Below are 17,713 nucleotides of genomic sequence, written 5' to 3'. Positions count from 1 at the left end.
AGGCCCTTCGCGTGCGCCGACGCCGGGCACCGGCCTCCCTCGTGCCCGCGCGTCCGTGATGCCTCCGCGCGCCGGGCGGGCGCGTCCGCAGGGGTGACCGGTTACCCCGAAGGACGGCAAGCGCGTGCGCTTTATGTCATATGAGCCGATATTTGCCGGTAATGACGCAGCGCACAGGCGCTGGGGACACGGCGGAAGCACAGCGCAGTCATGAGGAGGCACTCCATGCGTGGAGCCACGCACGCCAAATGGGCCGCTTGCGCGGCGGCGGTAGCGCTCGCGGCGACGGCCTGCGGCGGCGGCGACGACGGGGACAGCGGGGGCGACACCAGTGCCGTGCTCAGCTCCTCCTGGGGCGACCCGCAGAACCCGCTGGAGCCCGCCAACACCAACGAGGTGCAGGGCGGCAAGGTCCTGGACATGATCTTCCGGAGCCTGAAGCGGTACGACCCGGAGACCGGCGAGGCCCAGGACATGCTCGCCGAGTCCATCGAGACGACCGACTCGCAGAACTTCACCGTCAAGATCAAGGACTGGAACTTCAGCAACGGCGAGAAGGTCACCGCCAACTCGTTCGTCGACGCCTGGAACTACGGCGCCAGCCTGAAGAACAACCAGAAGAACGCGTACTTCTTCGGCTACATCGAGGGCTACGACAAGGTCCACCCCGAGGACGGCAGCAAGCAGAGCGCCGACACCCTCTCCGGACTGAAGGTCGTCGACGACAAGACCTTCACCGTCAAGCTCAACCAGAAGTTCTCGACCTTCCCCGAGACCCTCGGCTACCCCGCCTACGCCCCGCTGCCGCAGGCGTTCTTCGACGACCACGACGCCTGGCTCAGCAAGCCGGTCGGCAACGGCCCGTACACCATCGACTCCTACGCCAAGGGCTCGCAGATGTCCCTGCGCGCCTGGGACGACTACCCCGGCGACGACAAGGCGCAGAACGGCGGTGTCGACCTCAAGGTCTACACCGACAACAACACCGCCTACACCGACCTGCTGGCCGGCAACCTCGACCTGGTCGACGACGTGCCCGCCGCGCAGCTCCAGAACGTCCAGGCCGACCTCGGCGACCGCTATCTGAACACCCCGGCCGGCATCATCCAGACGCTCGCGTTCCCGTTCTACGACGACAACTGGGACAAGGCCGGCATGGAGAAGGTCCGCACCGGGCTCTCCCGCGCCATCGACCGCGACCAGATCACCGAGACGATCTTCCAGAAGACCCGCACCCCCGCCACCGACTGGACCTCCCCGGTGCTCGGCGAGGACGGCGGCTTCGAGGAGGGCTTCTGCGGCGACGCCTGCGAGTACGACGCCGCGGCGGCCAAGAAGCTCATCGAGGAGGGCGGCGGCCTCCCCGGCGGCCAGGTCAAGATCACGTACAACGCGGACACCGGCTCGCACAAGGAGTGGGTGGACGCCGTCTGCAACTCCATCAACAACGCCCTCGACAACGAGAAGGCGTGCGTCGGCAACCCGGTCGGCACCTTCGCCGACTTCCGCAGCCAGATCACCGACCTGAAGATGAGCGGCCCCTTCCGCGCGGGCTGGCAGATGGACTACCCGCTCATCCAGAACTTCCTCCAGCCGCTCTACTACACCAACGCCTCCTCCAACGACGGCAAGTGGTCCAACCAGGACTTCGACGACCTCGTCGACCAGGCCAACGCCGAGACCGACACCGCCAAGGCCGTCGACCTCTTCAAGCAGGCCGAGGCCGTCGTCCGCGACAACATGGCCGCCATCCCGCTCTGGTACCAGAACGGCAGCGCCGGATACTCCGAGCGCCTGTCCAACGTCAAGCTCAACCCGTTCAGCGTCCCGGTCTACAACGAGATCAAGGTCGGCTGAGCGCCCATGGGACGGTACGTCGTCCGGCGCCTGCTCCAGATGATCCCGGTCTTCATCGGGGCGACCCTGCTGATCTTCCTCATGGTCAACGTGATGGGCGATCCCATCGCGGGACTCTGCGGCGACCGGCAGTGCGACCCGGCGACGGCCGCCCAGCTGGAGAAGGAGTTCGGCCTCGACAAGCCGGTGTGGCAGCAGTACCTGACCTACATGGGGAACGTCTTCACCGGTGACTTCGGCACCGCCTTCAACGGGCAGCCGGTCACCGAGCTGATGGCCTCGGCGTTCCCGGTGACCATCCGGCTGACGATCGTGGCGATCCTCTTCGAGATCGTCATCGGCATCACCCTGGGCGTGATCACCGGCCTCAAGCGCGGCCGGCCCGTCGACACCGGGGTGCTGCTGGTCACCCTCGTGGTGATCTCGGTGCCCACCTTCGTCACCGGCCTCATCCTTCAGCTCCTGCTCGGCGTGGAGTGGGGCTGGATCAAACCGTCGGTCTCCACGGACGCGACCTTCGGCGAGCTGATCGTGCCGGGCCTCGTCCTCGCCTCGGTCTCGCTGGCCTACGTCACCCGCCTCACCCGCACCTCCATCGCGGAGAACAAACGGGCCGACTACGTCCGCACGGCCGTCGCCAAGGGGCTGCCCCGGCGCCGGGTGATCACCCGGCACCTGCTGCGCAACTCGCTGATCCCCGTCGTCACCTTCATCGGCACCGACATCGGCGCCCTCATGGGCGGCGCCATCGTCACCGAGCGGATCTTCAACATCCACGGCGTCGGCTACCAGCTCTACCAGGGCATCCTGCGCCAGAACACCCAGACCGTGGTCGGCTTCGTGACCGTCCTGGTGCTGGTCTTCCTGATCGCCAACCTGCTCGTCGACCTCCTCTACGCCGTACTCGACCCGAGGATCCGCTATGCCTGAGCAGCCCTACGACGACGGAGCGATCGCCCCGACGGGGGCGGGCGGCGGAATGGACCTCGCGATGTCCGAGGGCGAGACGCTGGAGAAGACCCCGGGCGGCCCGGAGGGCACCGGACCGCAGGAGAAGCCCCGCTCCCTGTGGTCCGACGCCTGGCGCGACCTGCGCCGCAACCCGGTCTTCATCATCGCCGGGCTGGTCATCCTCTTCCTGGTCTTCATCTCCCTGTGGCCGGGCGCCATCACCTGGATGAGCCCCCTCAAGTGCGACCTCGCCAAGGCCCAGCAGGGCTCCCAGCCCGGCCACCCCTTCGGCTTCAACGGCCAGGGCTGCGACGTCTACACCCGGACCGTCTACGGCGCCCGCACCTCCGTCGCCGTCGGCGTCTGCGCCACGCTCGGGGTCGCGATCCTCGGCGGCGTGCTCGGCGGGCTCGCCGGGTTCTTCGGCGCCGGATGGGACTCGGTGCTCTCCCGGGTCACCGACATCTTCTTCGCGATCCCCGTCGTCCTCGGCGGACTCGTCCTGCTGTCGGTGGTCACCAGCAACAGCATCTGGCCGGTCATCGGGTTCATGGTGCTGCTGGGCTGGCCGCAGATCTCCCGCATCGCCCGCGGCTCGGTCATCACCGTCAAACAGAACGACTACGTGCAGGCCGCCCGCGCGCTCGGCGCCTCCAACTCCCGGATGCTGCTCAAGCACATCACGCCCAACGCCGTCGCCCCGGTGATCGTGGTGGCGACCATCGCGCTCGGCACGTACATCTCGCTGGAGGCGACCCTGTCCTACCTGGGCGTCGGGCTGAAACCGCCCAGCGTCTCCTGGGGCATCGACATCTCGGCCGCCTCCCCCTACGTCCGCAACGCGCCGCACGCCCTGCTGTGGCCCTCGGGCGCCCTCGCGGTCACCGTCCTGGCCTTCATCATGCTCGGCGACGCGGTCCGCGACGCCCTCGACCCGAAGCTGAGGTGACGTCAGCCATGACGTGGAGAGCGCCCGCGCCGCCCGGCGCACCCGCAGCCCGCCCGGCGGCCGCCCCCGGTGGGGATCGCCGCCCGGGCGGCCGGACCCCCGGCATCCCATCCGCGCACGCCGTCCGCGAGGACCCCGTCCGCGACGCCCTCGACCCGAAGCTGAGGTGAGACGTGCTCCTCGAAGTGCGTGATCTGCACGTGGAGTTCCGGACCAGGGACGGGGTCGCCAAGGCGGTCAACGGCGTCGACTACGCGGTCGACGCGGGGGAGACCCTCGCCGTGCTCGGCGAGTCCGGCTCCGGCAAGTCGGTCACCGCGCAGGCGATCATGGGCATCCTCGACATGCCGCCGGGCCGCGTCACCTCGGGCGAGATCCTCTTCCAGGGCAAGGACCTGCTGAAGCTCAAGGAGGAGGAGCGCCGGAAGATCCGCGGCGCCGGCATGGCGATGATCTTCCAGGACGCGCTGTCCTCCCTCAACCCCGTGCTGAGCGTGGGCGACCAGCTCGGCGAGATGTTCACCGTGCACCGGGGCATGTCCAGGAAGGACGCCCGCGCCAAGGCCGTCGAGCTGATGGACCACGTCCGCATCCCCGCCGCCAAGGAACGCGTCAAGCAGTACCCGCACCAGTTCTCCGGCGGTATGCGCCAGCGCATCATGATCGCGATGGCGCTCGCCCTGGAACCCGCCCTGATCATCGCCGACGAGCCGACCACCGCCCTCGACGTCACCGTCCAGGCCCAGGTCATGGACCTGCTCGCCGAGCTCCAGCGCGAGTACCACATGGGCCTGATCCTCATCACCCACGACCTCGGCGTCGTCGCGGACGTCGCCGACCGGATCGCCGTGATGTACGCGGGCCGCATCGTGGAGACGGCGCCCGTGCACGACATCTACAAGGCGCCCGCCCACCCCTACACCCGCGGCCTGCTCGACTCCATCCCGCGCCTGGACCAGAAGGGCCAGGAGCTCTACGCCATCAAGGGCCTGCCGCCGAACCTGATGCGCATCCCGCCCGGCTGCGCCTTCCACCCGCGCTGCCCCATGGCGCAGGACGTGTGCCGCACCGACGAACCGCCCCTGTACGAGGTGACCGAGTCGGACCAGGACCGGGGCAGCGCCTGCCACTTCTGGAGGGAGTGCCTCCATGGCTGAGCCCATCCTGGAGGTCAGCGGGCTGGTCAAGCACTACCCGCTCACCACCGGCATCCTCTTCAAGAAGCAGGTCGGCGCCGTGAAGGCCGTCGACGGCGTCGACTTCCGGCTGGACCGGGGCGAGACCCTCGGCATCGTCGGCGAGTCCGGCTGCGGCAAGTCCACGGTCGCGAAGATGTTGGTCAACCTGGAGCGGCCGACGGCCGGCTCGATCCTCTACAAGGGCGAGGACGTCAGCAAACTGTCCGGCAAGGCCCTCAGATCGGTGCGCCGCAACATCCAGATGGTCTTCCAGGACCCCTACACCTCCCTCAACCCCCGGATGACGGTGGGCGACATCATCGGGGAGCCCTACGACATCCACCCCGACGTGGCCCCCAAGGGCGAGAGGCGCCGCCGGGTCCAGGAACTGCTGGACGTCGTCGGTCTCAACCCCGAGTACATCAACCGCTATCCGCACCAGTTCTCCGGCGGCCAGCGCCAGCGCATCGGCATCGCCCGCGGGCTGGCGCTGCGCCCGGAGATCATCGTCGCCGACGAACCGGTCTCCGCGCTGGACGTCTCGGTGCAGGCCCAGGTCATCAACCTGCTGGACCGGCTCCAGAAGGACTTCGAGCTCTCCTACATCTTCATCGCCCACGACCTGTCGATCGTCCGGCACATCTCCGACCGGGTCGGGGTCATGTACCTGGGCCGGATCGTGGAGACCGGCCGGGACGCCGAGATCTACGACCACCCCACGCACCCCTACACCCAGGCCCTGCTCTCCGCGGTGCCCGTCCCCGACCCGGAGGCCCGCGAGCACCGCGAGCGGATCATCCTCGCCGGCGACGTGCCCTCCCCGACGAACATCCCCTCCGGCTGCCGCTTCCGCACCCGCTGCTGGAAGGCCCAGCAGCGCTGCGCCGACGAGGTCCCGCTGCTCGCCGTACCGACCCTCTTCCGTGCCGTCGAGGGCCCCGCCGCGCACGACTCGGCCTGCCACTTCGCCGAGGAGAAGCAGGTCGTGCCCCCCGAGGAGCCACCGCCGCCACAGCCGCCCGAGGACCCCGACGAGCCACCGACCGTGCGGTAACAAGGAGGCAACTCCCTTGACGCGCCTCCGATATACGGACGCGCCACGCTGAACAACGTACGGCCGTGCGGGTGCCGTAAACGGACCGGGGTGCGCCATGTCACCCCGGTCCGTTGCCGTTACCCGATCCCCAGGGAGCGCCTGAGAAAGTCCACCTGGAGCAGCAGCAGGTTCTCCGCGACCTGTTCCTGGGGCGTCATATGGGTCACCCCGCTCAGCGGGAGGACCTCGTGCGGGCGGCCCGCTGAGAGCAGGGCCGAGGACAGCCGCAGGGAGTGCGCGACGACCACGTTGTCGTCGGCGAGGCCGTGCACGATCATCAGCGGGCGGTGCGGCTCGGCCGGGGACGACAGCCCCTCGTCGGTCACCAGCGAACTGCGCGCGTACACCTCGGGCCGCTCGGCCGGGTCGCCCAGGTACCGCTCCGTGTAGTGGGTGTCGTACAGCCGCCAGTCCGTGACCGGGGCGCCCGCGATGCCGGCGTGGAAGACGTCCGGCCGGCGCAGCACCGCCAGAGCCGCCAGCCAGCCGCCGTACGACCAGCCGCGGACGGCGACCCGGGAGAGGTCGAGCGGGTGGCTCCCGGCGAGGTCCTGGAGGGCGTCGACCTGGTCGTCGAGGCTGACCGTCAGATCGTGGTGGATCTCCTTCTCCCACTCCGGCGAGCGCCCCGGAGTGCCCCGGCCGTCCGCGACGATCACCGCGAACCCCTGGTCGGCGAACCACTGCGAGGTGAGCATCGCGTTGTGCGCGGCCACCACCCGGGGCCCGTGCGGGCCGCCATAGGGGTCCATCAGGACCGGCAGGGAGGTGTCACCGCGGTAGTCCGATGGCATAAGCACGGCGCACGGTACGCGCCGTGCGCCCCCCTGGGTGAGCGTCACGCGCGGGGACAGACCAGGATTTTCCGCGTACGAGGGGATGGTCGCCGTCTGCTTCCCGTCCCGGTACACCCGCACCCGCGACCCCGGCCGGTCCAGCGACGAGGACACCATTACGGTCACGCCCCCGGCGCGCACCGCCGTGTGCACGCCGGGCTCCTGCGAGACGCGCTCCACCCCGAGTTCGTTCACCCGGTACACGTGCACCTCGCCGATCTCCGGGGCCGTCGCCGCCGCCCCCGCGGACGCGGAGACCAGCACGTCGTCGTCGGACACGTCCAGCACCGCCCGCACATGCAACTGCGCTCCCGTCAGCGGCCGTTCACCCACCGCGAGCACCCGGGCGCCGCCCTCGTCGACGATCCGCACCAGCCGCCCGGAAGGGCTCCAGCAGGGCACCCCGGGGAAAAGTTCCAGCCAAATTGGATCTTCGTCCGCGTGCACCATCCGGGTCGTCCCCGACTCCGGGTCCACGGCCAGGAAGAGCTGACTGCGCTGGTCGCGCGCCTGTACGAGCAGCAGCGGGGCGCCAGCCGCTGACCAGTGCACATGCGCCAGATACGGGTAGCGGGCGCGGTCCCACATCACCTCCGTGCGCTCCCCGTCCAACCCCACCACGAAGAGCCGTACGTCCGCGTTGGCGGTGCCCGCCGCCGGGTAGCCCACCCGCTGCGGCTCGCGCTCGGGGTGGGCCGGATCGGAGATCCACCACCGGCGCACCGGTGTGTCATCCACCCGCGCCACCAGCAGCCGGTCCGACTCCGGACCCCACCAAAAACCCCGTGAGCGGCCCATCTCCTCGGCCGCGATGAACTCGGCCAGACCGTAGGAGATCTGCGCCGACTCCTCCCCGGCGAGCGTGCGTTCCGCCTCCCCGTCGACGTCCACGACATGCAGGGCGCCCTGGGCGACGTAGGCGACCCGGCGGCCGTCGGGGGAGGGGCGGGGGTCGATCACCGGTCCGCGGGAGGGGAGTTCACGCGCGGTGCCGGCCCGTAGCTCGGCCAGGAAAAGCCGCCCCGACAAGGCGAAAGACGCCAACTCCAGGGCCGCGTCGGTGGCGTAGCCGACGATGCCGGCCCCGCCCTCACGGCTGCGTTCGCGCCGGGCGCGCTCCTGCGCGGAGAGCTGTTCCGTCGAACCGCCCAGCAGGGCCCGCGGATCGGCGGCCACGCGCTCCCGGCCGCTGTCGGTGTCGAGCACCCACAGGGCGTTCGCCCGGTCCGTACCGGACGCGGAGCGCAGGAACGCGACCCGCGAACCGTCGGGCGCCACCCCGAACGCGCGCGGCGCGCCGAGGGTGAACCGCTGGGTACGGGCGTGCCGTCGGGGGAAGGAGTCGGACCTCGTCGTCATGGACCGACCATATTGGCCATGCGCCCCCTTGTGCGGCCGTGCGCCGACCGATGCGCGCGTACGGATAGTTATGATCGCTAGCGCATAGTGGGTATGAACCTGCTGGCTGCTGGATGGATTTATCTGCCCCCTCGGTTCCATGCGGACCGACCCCCGCGTCCCTGGGTTCTTTGGAGGTGAGCCGCCGTGGCACTCTCGATTTCGGCGGTGGTGCTGCTGGCGATCATCGTCTTCTTGTTGATCAAGAAGTCGGGACTGAAAGGCGGTCACGCGGTCGTCTGCATCCTGCTCGGCTTCTACCTCGCATCGTCGACCCTGTCGCCGACGATCAGCGACCTGACCACGAGCGTGGCCAGCATGATCGGCAGCATCAAGTTCTGATCCCATCGGGGCCTCCCCCTTAGGGTGGCCCCATGACGGAACTGCCCTCCCGGCGTCTGCTGCTGGTGCACGCGCACCCGGACGACGAGTCGATCAACAACGGCGCGACCATGGCCGCGTACGCCGCAGAGGGCGCCCGGGTGACCCTGGTCACCTGCACGCTCGGGGAGCGCGGCGAGGTCATCCCGCCCGCTCTCGCCCATCTGTCCGGCGCCGCCCTCGGCGGACACCGGCTGGGCGAGCTGACGGCGGCCATGCGCGAGCTGGGCGTCGACGACTTCCGTCTGCTCGGCGGCGCGGGCCGCTACTGCGACTCCGGGATGATGGGCCTGCCCGACAACGACGACCCCGACTGCTTCTGGCAGGCCGACGTCGACGAGGCGGCCGGCCTCCTCCTGGACGTGATCCGCGAGGTCCGTCCCCAGGTCCTGATCACCTACGACGACAACGGCGGCTACGGCCACCCGGACCACATCCAGGCCCACCGGGTCGCGATGCGCGCCGTGGAGCTGGCCGCCGAGGCCGGCGTGCCGATCGCCAAGGTCTACTGGAACCGGGTCCCGCGCACCGCGGGGGAGCAGGCGTTCGCCCGGCTGAGGGACGCCCTGCCGTCCCTGCCCTTCACCCGGGCGGCCGAGCTGGACGACGTCCCCGGGGTGGTCGCCGACGAGCGGATCACCACCGTCGTCGACGGCACCGCGCACAGCGCCGCCAAGACCGCCGCGATGGCCGCCCACGCCACCCAGATCACGGTCGGCGGCGAGTACTTCGTCCTCTCCAACGAACTCGCCCAGCCCGTCCTGACCACCGAGTACTACGAGTTGGTGCGCGGCGAAGCGGCCGGAACACCCGAGAAGGACCTGTTCGCCGGAATCGCCGGACCGGGTGAGGCGTGATGAAGAACGAACCGACCCCCCTGCTCGCCCAGCCCCTCGCGCTGCCCTCCCTGGGCCGGGCCGCCCTGTACGTCGGCCTGTTCGTGCTCGGCGCGGTCGTCGGAGCCGCGGGCGCGCTCGTCCAGAGCGCCTGGTTCCCGCTCGGGCTGCTGCTGGCGCTCGCCGGCGAGGTCGGCCTCTGCTTCGGCGGGGCGCTGGCCGCCCGCGGCCGGGCCGGGGCCGTCGCGCCCGCCGCCGGCTGGATGCTCGCCGTCATCCTGCTGACCACCAGCCGCCCGGAGGGCGACTTCGTCTTCGCCTCGGACGGCGGCTCCTACATCTTCCTGCTCGGCGGTATGGCCGCCGCTGTGATGTGCGCCACCCTCGCGCCCACGCGGCAACCGGACGGCGGTCAGGTCCGACTTGGCAAGTGACGTACCACTTCTCCGCTCCGCGCACATGGGAGTCCGGTGCGGGTTTCCCCGACGGTCGTGGGATACGCGCCAGAAGTGGCCAGTATGGTGGTGCGCGCCGCCGAGCCTCCCCCGGCCTCGAAGCACCTCAGCCGGGGGGACCCCTACTCGCGTGAAGGTCGAAAAGGGCGGCGGAGCCAACCGGGAGAACCTGCCTTGAGTCGTGAAACTGACAGTCCGTCCTCCGGGCCCAACGGGCGCGGCGGAGCCGCCTACCCCTCGGGCACGCCGCCTTACGGGACGCCCGCGGTTCCCGACGGCGGTCCGGACGCGGGCCGTTCGGCCGCGCAGCCGGAGGAGCGCAAGACCGAGACCACACTGACGACCCGGATCCGGATCAACATCCCGGGCTCGCGGCCCATTCCGCCGGTCGTCGTGCGCAAGCCCGTCGCGGACGCCACCGCCGAGCCCGCGGGCGGCACCACGGCCTCGCAGGCCGCGCCGTCGGCGCCGGGTGCCGTCGCGCCCGCGCCCGCCCCCGAGCCGCCCGCCGAGCCCGCGGCCCCGGCCGAGGAGAAGCGCAGCGACTGGTTCGCGCCCCGCAAGTCCGGTGCCCCCAAGCCCACTCCGGCCGCAGGCCAGGGCAACGGGGCCGGTGCGCCCGGCGGTTCCGCCGGCCCGGCCGCGCCGCCCTCCGCCGCGCGTCCCGCCCAGGGCCCGGCGCCCTCGGCCCCGAGGCCCGGCGGTGTCGGCGGCGGCATGAACACGCAGGGCGGCCCCCGCCCCGGCGGCAACGGCGGCACCGGCGGCTCGGGACTCCCGGGCGCGACCGGCGGGCCCGTGGCGCCCGGGCACGGCGGCGGCACCGGCTCCTTCGACGTCACCGAGGCGCTGGCCGCCGGTCCGCTGGGCAACGGCTCCCGCCCCGCCGAGGAGCCGCGCCGCGACGACCTGCCGTACTTCTCCGGCAATGGCGGGCAGAACGGCTACGCCGGCCCGGGCGCGCCCGGCGGCCCGAACGGCGGCCCCGCGGGCCCCGGCGGCCCCGGCGCCTTCAACGGCCCGGGCGGCCATCAGGGCCCCGCGGGCCCGACGACCGGTCCGGTGACCGGGGCCGGCCCGATGGTCCCGCCGGCCGGCGGCCCGGCGACGGGCGGCATGCACGTCCCCGGCGGCGGCCTCAGCGACGACACCGCCGTCCTCACCCCGCAGCTGCCCGCCCCCGAACCGGGCACCCCGGGCTACGGCAACCCCGGCGACAACGTCTCCGGGCACACCGTCACCAGCGGTATCCCCGTCGTGCCGCCCGGCGCCCAGGGCACCCCCTTCGGGGCCGGCGCCCACCCCGACGGACCGCTGCCGCACACGCCCCCGAAGCTGCCCGAGCCGGTCTCCCGGCCCACGGCCCCCGCGCCGAAGAAGAAGGGTCGCGGCAAGCTGGGCCTGCTCACCAGCGGAGTGATCGTCCTGGCCGGCGGTCTGTACGGCGCCGGCCTGCTGATGAACCACTCCGACGTGCCCAAGGGCACCACCGTGCTCGGCGTCGACATTGGCGGCGGCACCCGGGACGACGCGGTCCAGAAGCTCGACGACGCCTTCGAGGACCGGGTCAACCAGGCCCTGAAGCTGTCGGTCGGCGGCAAGACCGTCCAGCTCAAGCCGGACCAGTCGGGCCTCCAGTTCGACGCCACCACCACGGTCAGCGACGCCGCCCGCAGCGACTACAACCCGGTCTCCGTGATCGGCTCGCTCTTCGGTCAGCAGCGCGTCGTCGAGCCCGTCATGCCGGTCGACGAGGAGAAGCTCCAGGCGGCCCTGGAGAACGCCGCCGGCGGCTCCGGCTCCGGCGCCGACGGCACGATCAGGTTCACCTCCGGCAAGGCCGTCGCCGTGTACGGGAAGGCCGGCGAGGGCATCGACGTCGCCAAGTCGACCGACGCGGTGGTCCAGGCGTACCGCAGCCAGGTGGAGACCGGCGCCGCCACGGCCGTCGAGGTCGCCACCACGACCCGGCAGCCGACGATCTCCAACGCCGAGGTCGACCGGGAGATGAAGGAGTTCGCCACGCCCGCCATGTCGGGCAACGTCATCGTGCGGACGGACGCCACCCGCTTCATCGAGTTCAGCCCGGAGAACTCCCTGTGGAAGTTCCTCAAGGTGAAGGCCGTGGACGGCAAGCTCGTCGACAGCCCGGACCTCAAGGCGCTCGAGCAGCTCTACGGCAGCACCTTCGACGGCGTGACGATCACCCGGGGCACCGGCGAGAAGACCGCCGTCACCCCGCAGGACGTCTACGGCGCCCTGCGCCAGGCGCTGCTGAGCAAGACCGACCGGGACGTCACCATCGAGACGAACCCGAGCTGACCGCCCGGGGCGCCCGGAGCGATCCGGGTGCCCCGCTCAGTTCAGCATCGCCCGCGCCGAGTGGGCCTGTTGCCGTACCCGGCCCGCCGCCGGGGCGTCGACCGGCTCCACCACCTCGGCGTACGCCTCCAGCTCCGCCGCGCCCTTGACGAAGTCACCTCGCTGGACCAGCAGTTGGGCCCGCTCATAGCGCAGCCGGGCCGGGTGCGAGGGCAGCAGCAGGGCGAGGTCGACGGCCCACAGCCCCACGTCCGAGCGCTCGGGGCGGGCCGCCGCCCACGCGCGGATGTTGTTCAGGATCCGCGAGACGACCTCCAGCGGCGTCGCGGGCACCAGCATCGACGGCTCCAGCGCGGCGCCCGTCGCGCCCGCCACCAGCAGTTCGGCGTCGGTCCCCGTCAGCGCCCGGCCGCCGTTGAACGGATCGGCGAGCACCTGCTCGTCCGGGTCCCCGAAGCCCACCACGAAGTGCCCCGGCAGGGCCACGCCGTACACCGGCGCCCCGGCCCGGCGCGCCACCTCCGTCCACACCACCGACAGCAGGATCGGCAGCCCCCGCCGACGCCGCAGCACCTCGTGCAGCAGCGAGGACTCCAGCCGCTGGTAGTCGCCCGGCGCGCCGTGGAAGCCGAGCCGTTCGCCGAGGAGCTCCCGCAGCGCGGCGGCCCAGGCGCGCGGACCACCGGGCCGGTACGGCAGCAGGCCCGCCAGCCGGTCCAGCTCCATCTGCGCGCCGTCGATGCCCGCCTCGTCCAGGGCGCCGTCCGCCACGGCACCCACCAGCAGGCACAGCGCCGACAGATCGGGCCGCTCGCAGCGGGCCTCCTCGGCGAACCGGCGACGCAGTTCGAGCGAACGTTCGGGTGATGGGGGGTTGGGGGAACGCATAGCAGGCTCGTGCCCTCTCACGGCGATCGGTTACCGGTCCGAGCCGGAGTTCCCCGGCTCGCGGTAGTGGTGGTAGGCGTGGTGCGCCGAGAAGCCGCTCCCGGCGTACAGCGCCCGCGCCCCCGCGTTGTCGCTCTCCACCTGCAGCCAGCCCGCCGACGCCCCCTCCTCGAGAGCCCGCCCGGCCAGCGCGGCCATCACGGCGGAGGCCAGCCCCCGCCGCCGCATCGCCGGATCGACCTCGACCGCGGCGAACCCCGCCCACCGGCCGTCGACCACGCACCGCCCGATCGCGGCGGGCGCGCCGTCCGCGCCCGGCACCGTCGCGAACCACACCGAGGGCCCGCCGCCCAGCACCGCCAGGGCCGCCTCGCTCAGCCCCTTGCGCCGGTAGCGGCCCAGCCACGCCTCGTCCGCCGTCCGGGACAGCAGCACCCCGGCCGGCTCCTCCCGGTCCGCGAGCGGCGCCAGCGCCCCGGTCCACAGCTCCGCGGAGACCTCACGCGCCCAGCCCCGCCGCTCCAGCTCCGCGCAGAGCAGCTCCTGCGTGCCCTCGGCGCCGGTCGCGGTCTGCACATAGGCGGGCAGACCGCGCTCGCCGTACCAGCGGCGCACGGCGGACAGGGCCTCGTCGAGCGGCAGGCCGGGGTCGCCCAGCGGGAGCACGGAGTTGGCCCGCCGGGTGAAGCCGGCGGCGGCCCGCAGCTCCCAGTCGCCGAGCCGCTCGCTCTCGACCGGCGGCCAGGCGCGCGCGGAGACGCGCGCGAGCTCCGCGTAGGAGGCGGCGGGCCCCCGGCGCCGGGCCGGGGCGCTCGGCACGACCTTGCCCGCGACCAGCGACGATTCCGCGATACGGACGGTCTCGCCGCTCTTCCGTGTGATCAGCAGCACACCGTCGTCCCATGATGCGAGAACACCCACCGTGTCGGTGAACTTCTCACCCCCGCGCGCCGGATCGTCCAGACGTCGCACCGAGACCCGTTTGCCCACGTCAGCAGCGGTGATACGGACCTCAAGGCGCCCCGTCGCAGAGATTTCCACAGGTCAGTTCACCCCTCCTGTTCGGATCATGCCCAAGAACGGAGATACTAGGGGCGGGCATCGACGACGCCGCGCTCCCGCGCGCCAGGCGGCGGAGCCTGTGGAGGCCCGCCAGCGCCCTATCGAGGAGGAACGACAGCGTGACCTACGTCATCGCGCAGCCTTGTGTCGACGTCAAGGACAAGGCGTGCATCGAGGAGTGCCCGGTCGACTGCATCTACGAGGGCTCCCGGTCCTTGTACATCCACCCGGACGAATGCGTCGACTGTGGTGCCTGTGAGCCGGTCTGCCCGGTCGAGGCGATCTTCTACGAGGACGACACTCCGGAGGAGTGGAAGGACTACTACAAGGCGAACGTCGAGTTCTTCGACGAGCTCGGCTCTCCCGGCGGCGCCAGCAAGCTCGGCCTGATCGAGCGGGACCACCCCTTCGTCGCCGCGCTGCCGCCGCAGAACGGCTGAGCGCGGCCCGCATCACCGCGCCGCCTCGGTCCCGTACGGCCTGATCGCCCTCGATCGCCCGCGGGACCGGGGCGTTCGCCGTACGGACGAGAAAGTGAGCCAGATCCCCGTGTCCGCAGTCACCGACCGTCTCCCCGCCTTCCCCTGGGACAAGCTGACGCCCTACAAGGCGACGGCCTCGGCCCATCCGGGCGGCATCGTCGACCTGTCGGTCGGCACACCGGTCGACCCGGTGCCCGAGCCGATCCAGAAGGCGCTGATCGCGGCGGCCGACTCGCCGGGCTATCCGACGGTGTGGGGCACCCCGGAGCTGCGGGACGCGCTCACCGGCTGGGTGGAGCGCCGCCTCGGCGCCCGCGGGGTGACGCACCGGCACGTCCTGCCGATCGTCGGCTCCAAGGAACTCGTCGCCTGGCTCCCCACCCAGCTGGGCCTCGGCCCCGGCGACCGGGTGGCGTACCCGCGCCTGGCCTACCCGACCTACGAGGTCGGCGCCCGGCTGGCCCGCGCCGGGTACGAGGTCTACGACGACCCCACCGACCTGGACCCCGAGGGCCTGAAGCTCCTCTGGCTGAACTCCCCGTCGAACCCCACGGGCCGGGTGCTGTCCCAGGAGGAGCTGACGAGGATCGTCGCCTGGGCCCGGTCCCACGGCGTCCTGGTCTTCTCCGACGAGTGCTATCTGGAGCTGGGCTGGGAGGCCGACCCGGTCTCGGTGCTGCACCCGGACGTCAACGGCGGCTCCTACGAGGGCATCGTGGCCGTCCACTCGCTCTCCAAGCGCTCCAACCTGGCCGGCTACCGCGCGGCCTTCCTGGCCGGCGACCCGGACGTCCTCGCCCCGCTGCTGGAGATCCGCAAGCACGGCGGCATGATGACCTCGGCGCCGACCCAGGCCGCCGTCGTCGCGGCCCTCGGCGACGACGAGCACGTCAGGGTCCAGCGCGAGCGCTACGCGGCCCGGCGTGACGCCCTGCGGGCCGCCCTGACCGGCCACGGCTTCCGCATCGAGCACAGCGAGGCCAGCCTCTACCTCTGGGCCACCCGCGGCGAGTCCTGCTGGGAGACGGTGGCGCACCTGGCCGGGCTCGGCATCCTGGTGGCCCCCGGCGACTTCTACGGCGAGGCGGGCGCGAACCATGTCCGCGTGGCCTTCACCGCCACGGACGAGCGGGTCCGCGAGGCCGTGCAGCGGCTGTCCTGACACCCCGGCACGCCGAAGGGGCCCGGGGTACGCCCCCGGGCCCCTTCGCCGTACGCGGTGCGAGCGGTCAGCCGCCCAGCGGCAGGCTCTGGACCGGGAGGGAGTCCGCCGAGGGCAGGCCGCCCTGGGTGAGGGACTCCGTGGGCAGCCCGCCCTTGGTCGCGGTGGACGCGGTGTCGCCCAGGATGTCCCCGGCGGCCCCGGCCGCCTCACCCGCGGTCTTCTGCGCGGCCGGCGTGGCCTTCTTGACCGCCTTGCCGCTGGTCTTGCCCGCGGCCGGCACCGACGTGCCGACCGCCTTGCCGCCGGCCTCGCCGGCCAGCCCGGTGACGTTCCGCGCCGCGCCGTCGACGGTGTTGCCCATGTTCGCCCCGTCCAGGGCGGTCAGACCGCCGAGGCCGGGGGTGGCCGGCAGTGCCGGGGCCGCGCTCGCGGAGCCGGCCGCACCTACCCCGGCGGCCGCTCCCGCAGCGACGAGCAGCGCGGCACGGGCGATACGGCGGGTCAGGGGGAGGGTCATGTTGCTCCTTCGACAGGTCTGTCCGGTGAGATCCGTTCCGTCCGCGGCCGGAGTCGATCTTTGGCCTCGGACGCAGTGACTACCGCTCCAGCTCGGCGAAGGTTGCGGCGGAGTAACGTAAAGAGTTGGTAATGCGTCGCATTATCTGCTGTGGATAAAAACGGGCAAAGAGGCCCCGTCGGAAGAGGGCGCGGAATCCTTACAGCCCTTGGTTCCCAAGGGCTCGACGACCATCGGCGCCCCCCTTGGTACACGGCTCACGGCGTGTCGGGCGCCGCCGCCCCCGCCAACCCGGGCGGGGGACCGCCCGCACTAGTGCGCGGTCACGATCCGGACCGGCCCGGCGCCCTTCTCGGCCCCCGCGGCGCCCCCGGTCTCCGGCGCCCGCCACCGGCTGCCGGTGTTCCCGGCCTTCCACTCCAGCCCGGCGTACGAGACCCGCTCGATGCGCAGCGCCGATGCGTTGGCGACGGCCCAGTGCGCGAGCTGCCAGCCGCGCCCCGCCGCGTCCGTTTTCTCGGACCCCTCGGTCACCGGCAGGGTGAGCGTGCGCCCGTCGCCGTCGGCGCCGTTACCGGGGGAGGCGGTGGACCCGGACTCCTCGTCGACGACCGCGGCGGCCGGCTCCAGCACGTCCCGCCCGAAGTCCCGCGCCAGCGCGTCCCGCACCGGCGCCGTCCCGGTCACCGGGACCGTGCCCGGGCGGCCCTCGCAGGTAAGCGTCGCCGCCGAGCGGCCGGTCAGGGCGGCGGCCAGCAGCGCCGCGTCCGGCTCGTGCTTGGCGTACGCGTCGGGGAAGCCGCTGCGCTGCACCTTCTGCGCGGCCACGGTGAGCGGCAGCCCGGTGTAGTCGGGCACCTTGACCAGGTGGTCGTAGAAGGCCCCCGCCGCGTAGGCCGGGTCCATGATCTCCCGCTCGGTGCCCCAGCCCATCGAGGGCCGCTGCTGGAACAGGCCCAGCGAATCCCGGTCCCCGTGCTCGATGTTGCGCAGCGCCGACTCCTGCAGCGCGGTCGCCAGCGCTATGGTCACCGCCCGCTCGGGCAGTTCGCGTCCGGTGCCGACCGCGGTGATCGTCGCCGCGTTCACCGCCTGCTCGGGCGTGAACTCGTAGCTCCTGCCGTCGTCGTCGGCCGAGACGACCTTGCAGCCGGGCGCCCCCGCGCCCCCGGTGACGTACTGCACGACGAGATAGCCCGCGACGGCGAGCAGGACCACGAAGGCCGCCCCGAAACGGAAGAGGCGGCCACGGCGTCTGGGAGTGGTGGACGGCTCTGGCACGCGTACAAGGTACTGGAGAGTAGAGCCGCGGCCGAGGCTGGTGCGAAAACTGTGCGAAC

The 17,713-nt window shown here is 72.1% G+C and carries 16 protein-coding genes; 11 read left to right on the top strand and 5 right to left on the bottom strand.

The annotated features are described in order from the left end of the window. Positions 1-225: 225 nt before the first annotated feature. The 5 genes from ABT296_RS05450 (at position 226) to ABT296_RS05430 (ending at position 5,989) form a co-directional block, all read left to right on the top strand. Complete coding sequence (locus ABT296_RS05450) at positions 226-1,857, top strand: peptide ABC transporter substrate-binding protein (RefSeq protein WP_351923452.1); 1,632 nt, start codon at positions 226-228, stop codon at positions 1,855-1,857. 6 nt (positions 1,858-1,863) lie between these two features. After that, positions 1,864-2,787, top strand: a complete 924-nt coding sequence (locus tag ABT296_RS05445) for an ABC transporter permease (protein ID WP_351923450.1) — start codon at positions 1,864-1,866, stop codon at positions 2,785-2,787. Then, positions 2,780-3,757, top strand: coding sequence for an ABC transporter permease (locus ABT296_RS05440; protein WP_351923448.1), 978 nt, complete (start codon positions 2,780-2,782; stop codon positions 3,755-3,757). Before ABT296_RS05445 ends, ABT296_RS05440 begins: the two co-directional genes overlap by 8 nt. A gap of 173 nt (positions 3,758-3,930) precedes the next feature. After that, on the top strand, positions 3,931-4,914 hold the full coding sequence (locus tag ABT296_RS05435) for an ABC transporter ATP-binding protein (protein ID WP_351923446.1): 984 nt from the start codon (positions 3,931-3,933) through the stop codon (positions 4,912-4,914). Further along, positions 4,907-5,989 carry an ABC transporter ATP-binding protein gene (locus ABT296_RS05430; protein WP_351923444.1) on the top strand — a complete coding sequence of 361 codons (1,083 nt, stop codon included), beginning with the start codon at positions 4,907-4,909 and terminating at the stop codon, positions 5,987-5,989. The genes ABT296_RS05435 and ABT296_RS05430 overlap by 8 nt, the downstream gene beginning before the upstream one ends. 119 nt (positions 5,990-6,108) lie before the next feature. Here ABT296_RS05430 and ABT296_RS05425 read toward each other — a convergent pair whose 3' ends face one another. After that, positions 6,109-8,226 carry a prolyl oligopeptidase family serine peptidase gene (locus ABT296_RS05425; RefSeq protein WP_351923442.1) on the bottom strand — a complete coding sequence of 706 codons (2,118 nt, stop codon included), beginning with the start codon at positions 8,224-8,226 and terminating at the stop codon, positions 6,109-6,111. A gap of 186 nt (positions 8,227-8,412) precedes the next feature. Here ABT296_RS05425 and ABT296_RS05420 point away from each other — a divergent pair, with 186 nt between their 5' ends. From ABT296_RS05420 to ABT296_RS05405, 4 genes are all read left to right on the top strand, one after another. Continuing rightward, positions 8,413-8,607 carry a hypothetical protein gene (locus tag ABT296_RS05420; protein ID WP_351923440.1) on the top strand — a complete coding sequence of 65 codons (195 nt, stop codon included), beginning with the start codon at positions 8,413-8,415 and terminating at the stop codon, positions 8,605-8,607. A gap of 32 nt (positions 8,608-8,639) precedes the next feature. Further along, positions 8,640-9,503 carry an N-acetyl-1-D-myo-inositol-2-amino-2-deoxy-alpha-D-glucopyranoside deacetylase gene (gene mshB / locus ABT296_RS05415; RefSeq protein WP_351923436.1) on the top strand — a complete coding sequence of 288 codons (864 nt, stop codon included), beginning with the start codon at positions 8,640-8,642 and terminating at the stop codon, positions 9,501-9,503. Further along, positions 9,503-9,916, top strand: coding sequence for a DUF6113 family protein (locus tag ABT296_RS05410; protein WP_351923434.1), 414 nt, complete (start codon positions 9,503-9,505; stop codon positions 9,914-9,916). Before mshB ends, ABT296_RS05410 begins: the two co-directional genes overlap by 1 nt. A 195-nt stretch (positions 9,917-10,111) precedes the next feature. Then, complete coding sequence (locus ABT296_RS05405) at positions 10,112-12,259, top strand: hypothetical protein (protein WP_351923432.1); 2,148 nt, start codon at positions 10,112-10,114, stop codon at positions 12,257-12,259. Between the two features lie 36 nt (positions 12,260-12,295). Here ABT296_RS05405 and ABT296_RS05400 read toward each other — a convergent pair whose 3' ends face one another. Both ABT296_RS05400 and ABT296_RS05395 read right to left on the bottom strand, forming a co-directional pair. Next, complete coding sequence (locus ABT296_RS05400; protein WP_351923430.1) at positions 12,296-13,147, bottom strand: SirB1 family protein; 852 nt, start codon at positions 13,145-13,147, stop codon at positions 12,296-12,298. Between the two features lie 30 nt (positions 13,148-13,177). Next, positions 13,178-14,188 (bottom strand): GNAT family N-acetyltransferase, encoded by a 1,011-nt coding sequence (locus tag ABT296_RS05395; RefSeq protein WP_351923428.1) that lies wholly within the window; start codon positions 14,186-14,188, stop codon positions 13,178-13,180. A 140-nt stretch (positions 14,189-14,328) separates the two neighbouring features. Between ABT296_RS05395 and fdxA the strand changes: the two genes are divergently transcribed. Next, positions 14,329-14,649, top strand: coding sequence for a ferredoxin (gene fdxA / locus ABT296_RS05390; protein ID WP_114622457.1), 321 nt, complete (start codon positions 14,329-14,331; stop codon positions 14,647-14,649). A gap of 109 nt (positions 14,650-14,758) precedes the next feature. Further along, the gene (locus ABT296_RS05385) at positions 14,759-15,853 is read left to right on the top strand and encodes a bifunctional succinyldiaminopimelate transaminase/glutamate-prephenate aminotransferase (RefSeq protein WP_351923426.1); all 1,095 of its coding nucleotides are present in this window, start codon (positions 14,759-14,761) and stop codon (positions 15,851-15,853) included. Positions 15,854-15,920: 67 nt separating this feature from the next. Here the strand turns inward: ABT296_RS05385 and ABT296_RS05380 are convergent, their stop codons facing one another. Together ABT296_RS05380 and ABT296_RS05375 are read right to left on the bottom strand one after the other, a co-directional pair. Beyond that, positions 15,921-16,373 carry an ATP-binding protein gene (locus ABT296_RS05380; RefSeq protein ID WP_351923424.1) on the bottom strand — a complete coding sequence of 151 codons (453 nt, stop codon included), beginning with the start codon at positions 16,371-16,373 and terminating at the stop codon, positions 15,921-15,923. A gap of 312 nt (positions 16,374-16,685) precedes the next feature. Next, positions 16,686-17,654, bottom strand: coding sequence for a VldE C-terminal domain-containing protein (locus ABT296_RS05375; RefSeq protein ID WP_351923422.1), 969 nt, complete (start codon positions 17,652-17,654; stop codon positions 16,686-16,688). Between the last annotated feature and the right edge of the window lie 59 nt (positions 17,655-17,713).

Origin of the sequence: Streptomyces sp. NPDC000983, from assembly GCF_040299205.1 — a bacterium.
Classification (GTDB): Bacteria; Actinomycetota; Actinomycetes; order Streptomycetales; family Streptomycetaceae; genus Streptomyces.
This window is presented reverse-complemented; position numbering and strand designations above follow the sequence as displayed.